This window comes from Rathayibacter sp. AY1B5 (assembly GCF_002932795.1).
Lineage (GTDB): Bacteria > Actinomycetota > Actinomycetes > Actinomycetales > Microbacteriaceae > Rathayibacter.
The window spans coordinates 1-4,810 of sequence record NZ_PSWM01000047.1 but is presented as its reverse complement, the minus strand read 5'-3'; the positions used below and the strand labels follow the sequence as shown (position 1 = coordinate 4,810).

Genomic DNA, 4,810 nt, shown 5'->3' with positions numbered 1-4,810 from the left:
AGCGGGAGCCGGCGTGCGGGTCGGCTCGGCCGAGGGCTGAGCAGTCGGCTGCGCGGTCGGCTGAGCGGTCGGCTGAGCGGTGGGCTCAGCAGTGGGCGCGTCCGTGGGCGGAGTGGGCGCGGAGCCGTCGGTCGGCGGGGTCGGCGCGTCCGTGGGCGGAGTGGGCGCGGAGCCGTCGGTCGGCGGGGTCGGCGGGGTCGGCGCATCCGTCGGCGGCGTCGGTGCTGAGCCGTCGCTCGGGGGCGTCGGCGCGGTGCCGTCGGCGGGCGGGGCCGGCAGCGCGGCGGCGCCGGGGCCCGCGGGACCGCAGTGGCCGGGGCCGGGCGGGGTGGGAGCGGTGCCCTCGGCGGGCGCGTCGGTCGACGGCGCTGCGGTCGACGGCGCTGACGGCGCAGCGCTGGAGCTGGAGTGCAGCGGGGTGGCGCTGGAGGTCGGCGTGCTCGACGGCGTCGCGGCGAAGGCGGCGGTCGAGCCGAGCGCGACGAGTCCGAGGGCGCCGACGGCGATGCCGATGGTCAGGGCGCGCTTCTTCGGACGGCGCGGCCCGAAGCTCGAGCCCTTCTCGGTGGGGGTGGTCGACTCGGTCATGGGTGTCTCCTCGTCCGGCCCGGTGCCGACCCCGTTCGGGATCGGTTGCGGCCGGTTCCATTTCAGATTCGACGGCGAATCTGAAGCCGCACTTAAGAACAGACCCTCCACAGCAGACGCGGGGTGCGCCCCGATCCGCTGCCCCTAGGTTCGAGCACATGCCCTCCTCCGCCCGTGTGCTCCTAATCGAGGACGACGACGCCATCCGCTCCTCCGTCGAGACCGCGCTGCGCAGCGAGCGCTTCACGGTCCGCGGTCTCGTCTCCGGCGAGGACCTCGCCCGCGAGCTGAGCACCTTCGCTCCGGACCTGGTGATCCTCGACTGGATGCTCCCCGGCCCGAGCGGCATCGTGCTCGCCGAGCGGATCCGCCGCAGCAGCGACGCAGCCGTGATCATGCTCACCGCTCGCGACGCCGTCGACGACCGCCTCCGCGGCTTCGACGAGGGCGTCGACGACTACGTGGTGAAGCCGTTCGTGCTCGCCGAGCTCGTCAAGCGCGTGACCGCCGTGCTGAGGCGCCGCGGCCGCATCCCCTCCGTCGTCGAGATCGGCGACCTCGTCGTCGACCCGGAGTCGGGCCTCGCCCGCCGCGGCGGCGTCGCCCTCGACCTCACCGCGACCGAGTTCCGTCTCCTCGCCTTCCTCGCCGGCAACCGCGGCCGCACCCTCACCAAGACGCAGATCCTGACGCAGGTCTGGGGCTACGACCACGTCGACCCGAACCTCGTCGAGGTGCACCTCAGCTCCCTCCGCAAGAAGATGGAGGCGCACGGCGACCGGCTCGTGCACACCGTCCGCGGTCTCGGCTACCGGGTGGAGGCGTGAGCCGCTCCAGGCCGGACGCCCTGCGCACCGGCTCGCTCCGCCTCCGGACGGTCCTGGCCGTGCTCGCACTGCTGGCCGTCCTGCTCCTGGCCCTCTCGGCGACGGTGCAGGCCGTGCTCGGCGAGCGCCTCCGCGACCAGATCGAGGAGCGGCTCCAGGACCGCGCCTCCGCCGCCGCCGCGCTGGTCGGCACGATCGCCGACGACGCCCTCGCCTCCCGGCTCTCGGCGCAGGGCGTCTCGGTGCGGATCACGAGCCCCGAGGGCGAGGACGTCGTGGCAGGGCCGAGCCCCGAGCAGCTGCGCCTGGGCCCGGGAGCCGCCGACCAGCTCGGAGAGCCGCCGTCGCCGCCCGGCACGAGCTCCTCCTCCGGAGCCGTCTCGCCCCGTGCCGCCTCCGCCGCCGTCACCGTCGTCTCGAGCAGCATCGCCGCCGACGACGAGCTGATCACGCTGGAGTCGACCCTCAGCGACGGCACCCGCCTCGAGCTCACCAGCGAGGCCGGCTCGGTCGGCAGCACGCTCGCCCAGCTGAACGGGATCCTGCTCGCCGCGTCGGCCGTGTTCCTCCTGCTGGCCGCGCTCGCGCTGGTCGTCGTGGTCCGCGCGACCCTCCGGCCCCTCGAGCGGATGACCGACGTGGCCCGCGACATCGCGCACGGCGACCGCGGGCGGCGGCTGCGCCCCTCCCGGCCGCGGACCGAGCTCGGCCGCACCGCGACCGCGTTCGACGAGATGCTCGACGACCTCGAGCAGGCCGAGCGCAGCGCCCTCGCCGCCGAGGCGACGGCCCTCGCGGCGGAGCAGCGGATGCGCGCGTTCGTCTCGGACGCCGCGCACGAGCTGCGGACACCGGTGGCCGGCATCCAGGCCGCCGCCGATGCCCTGGTCCGCGGCGACGGCGGCGAGCAGGAGCGCGAGCGCCTGTCGGTGCACGTCGTGCGGGAGTCGCTGCGCGCGGGCCGCCTCGTCCAGGACATGCTGCTGATGGCGCGGCTGGACGAGGGCCTGGCTCTGGAGTCGCGTCCGCTGGACCCGGCGGGCGTCGCCGAGGCCGCGATCGAGCGCCAGGAGCTGCGCCGGCCGGGCCTCGCGATCGAGCTGCACCGGCCCGCCGAGCCGCTCCTGGTCAGCGCCGACGCCGACCGGCTGGGCCAGGTGCTCGGCAACCTCCTCGAGAACGGCGCCCGCTTCGCCCGCTCCCGGATCGACGTCGCCGTCGAGGCGGCCGCCGACTCCGTCTCGATCACCGTCGACGACGACGGCCCCGGCATCGCCGAGGCCGACCGCGAGCGCGTCTTCGACCGCCTCGTCCGCCTCGACGACGCCCGCAACCGCGCCGACGGCGGCTCGGGCCTCGGCCTGCCGATCGCCCGCGGACTGGCGCGGGCACTCGGCGGCGACCTGGTGACGCAGGAGGGACCCGTGGGCGCGCGCTTCCGGGTGACGCTGCCGCGGTCCCGCTGACGGGCAGGCCGTGCCCCGAGGCTCGACGGGCGCGCGGGCACCGCTCCGCCCGAACGGCAGGAGTGGCTCCATGGACAGGGACGACGCGGGGCAGCGTGTCCGGCAGGCCCGCGACGAGGCCCCGAGGTTCGGGAACGGTCCCCTGCTCGCCACCTTCACCGTCCGCCACCGCCGCGGACTCGACGTCGCCTTCGTGCTCGACGGCGCCGACGGGGACTTCCCGATCGGCATGGGCGCCGCTTCCGACGACTTCCGGAGCGTCCTCACCGTCGGGGTCGACCGCGAGGACGGCCGCATCCGCGGCGTCTCCAGCTGGACCGTCGACGGCCGCGAGAGCCGCGTGCCCGTGCGGATCCCGCACCGCTCCGCCACCGTGATCATCGTGGAGGCCGCTCCCCTCCCCCTCGACCGGCGCCCGTCCTCGCTCAAGTGCTGGTCCTTCCTCCGCCGTGCCTCCGCCGACCACCACTCCGACGTGCTCGGCTTCGTGTCCCCCGACCTGGCCCCCCCCCCCGGTCCGGCTCCTCACCGATCCGCGGGCGCGGCGCGGGCGCTGAGCCGGCCTCCCGCGCGAGGGGACGGATCCCCGCCCGACCCGCAGGCGCCGGTGCGATCATGCGCTGACGTGGTCCCGCCCGGAGGTCCGCCCGACCCGGAGGAGCACTCGTGACGCAGGAGGTGCAGTCGACCCGGCTGCGGTCGCTCGGGAGCGAGGCGTTCTTCGGGGCGACGGTGGTCGTCGCGGCGGCGTGGTCGGGCGCTCGGGCTTTCCAGCTCTACGGAGGGTGGGGCGTGGTGCTCGCGGTGGCCGCGGTGATCGTCGCGGGGCTCGGCTTCGGGCTCCGACGGCGCGTCGAGGAGCGGTGGTCCCGGCCGAGCCTCGAGAGGCTGCGGGCCGAGCATCCGGACGGCGCTGTCACCGCGGTGCTGAACACTCCGGAGACGCTGGCCTCGCTGCGGACGCTCGCGGTCGCCGGAGCCGCGGTCGACCTCCCGGCGTTGCGCGCGGCGAAGCCGGACCCCGTGCTGCTGGCCGTCGTCACCGCGAGGGCGCTCTCGCTGTTCCGCGCCGACGCGGACCTCTCGCCGATCGCGTTCCTGCCCCTCACCGCCGGCGATGCCCCCGAGTCGGTGACGGGCTACCACCACGGTCACGCACTCGCGGCTCCCGTTCTCACGGTCCGGCAGCAGGGGACGCAGGAGCGGCTCGCCCTCTTCCCCGCCGACGGCGCGCGGACGATCGCCGGTGTCCTCGGCCGCTGAGCGAGGCCCGCTGCGCATCGCCGGGAGTCTCCGCCCCGCGGCGGATCCGGCAGCGTCGCGCCGCGCGTAGCGTCGGGCGATGGACATGTCACTGCTCGGCACCAGCGTGATCGCCGCCCTGTGCGGGGCCGCGTGCCTCGGAATCGCGATCCTCGCGGTCGCACAGGTCCTCCGCTGCGGCCTCGATCCCCTGCGGAAGGGCCTGTGGACGATCGCCGTCGTGGTGGCGCCCTTCCTGGGCTCGATGGCGTGGTTCCTCGTCGGGCGGCCCGGAGCGCGAGCCTGAGACGCGGCTCTACATCGGTCCTGGGCCCGTGACCAGGATCGGGACAACGGACCCGGTATCCCGCCTGTGGAGGGAAGGACCACCGGCGAGCGCGGGCTCGCACATCACTGTCCGCGCGATTCCTGAGCCGAGCCACCAGCCCGCGCCGCCACCACGATCGTGACCAGGAGGCTCACGCACACGCGGAACAGATCGGAGCGGGGTCGTCTGCGCGCGGTCATCGCCGTCCTCCCTGTCAGAGGCCCGGAGTGCGCCCGACCCGTATCGACGCCGTTCCGCCCTGCAGTGTGCCGTGCACCACCGCGCGATTCGTTGCAACCAACAACAAATCGCCCGAGCACCCGGCAGAATGGACCCATGACCTCACGGAGCAACTGGGC

The 4,810-nt window shown here is 75.2% G+C and carries 6 protein-coding genes; 5 read left to right on the top strand and 1 reads right to left on the bottom strand.

The annotated features are described in order from the left end of the window. Nucleotides 1-588: PT domain-containing protein (locus C5D44_RS17370; RefSeq protein ID WP_181118549.1), on the bottom strand; the 588-nt coding region annotated here is incomplete at its 3' end. Between the two features lie 158 nt (nucleotides 589-746). On the opposite strand from C5D44_RS17370, the gene C5D44_RS17365 reads away from it, so the two are divergent. From C5D44_RS17365 to C5D44_RS17345, 5 genes are all read left to right on the top strand, one after another. Further along, nucleotides 747-1,415, top strand: coding sequence for a response regulator transcription factor (locus C5D44_RS17365; protein WP_104277940.1), 669 nt, complete (start codon nucleotides 747-749; stop codon nucleotides 1,413-1,415). Beyond that, nucleotides 1,412-2,881, top strand: a complete 1,470-nt coding sequence (locus C5D44_RS17360; RefSeq protein ID WP_104282379.1) for a cell wall metabolism sensor histidine kinase WalK — start codon at nucleotides 1,412-1,414, stop codon at nucleotides 2,879-2,881. Before C5D44_RS17365 ends, C5D44_RS17360 begins: the two co-directional genes overlap by 4 nt. 70 nt (nucleotides 2,882-2,951) lie before the next feature. After that, nucleotides 2,952-3,551 (top strand): hypothetical protein, encoded by a 600-nt coding sequence (locus C5D44_RS17355; protein ID WP_104282378.1) that lies wholly within the window; start codon nucleotides 2,952-2,954, stop codon nucleotides 3,549-3,551. Then, a complete protein-coding gene (locus C5D44_RS17350) occupies nucleotides 3,548-4,144 on the top strand; it encodes a hypothetical protein (RefSeq protein WP_104282377.1) in 597 nt (198 codons plus the stop codon). Before C5D44_RS17355 ends, C5D44_RS17350 begins: the two co-directional genes overlap by 4 nt. 79 nt (nucleotides 4,145-4,223) lie before the next feature. After that, the gene (locus C5D44_RS17345) at nucleotides 4,224-4,430 is read left to right on the top strand and encodes a PLD nuclease N-terminal domain-containing protein (RefSeq protein WP_104282376.1); all 207 of its coding nucleotides are present in this window, start codon (nucleotides 4,224-4,226) and stop codon (nucleotides 4,428-4,430) included. Nucleotides 4,431-4,810 lie beyond the last annotated feature (380 nt).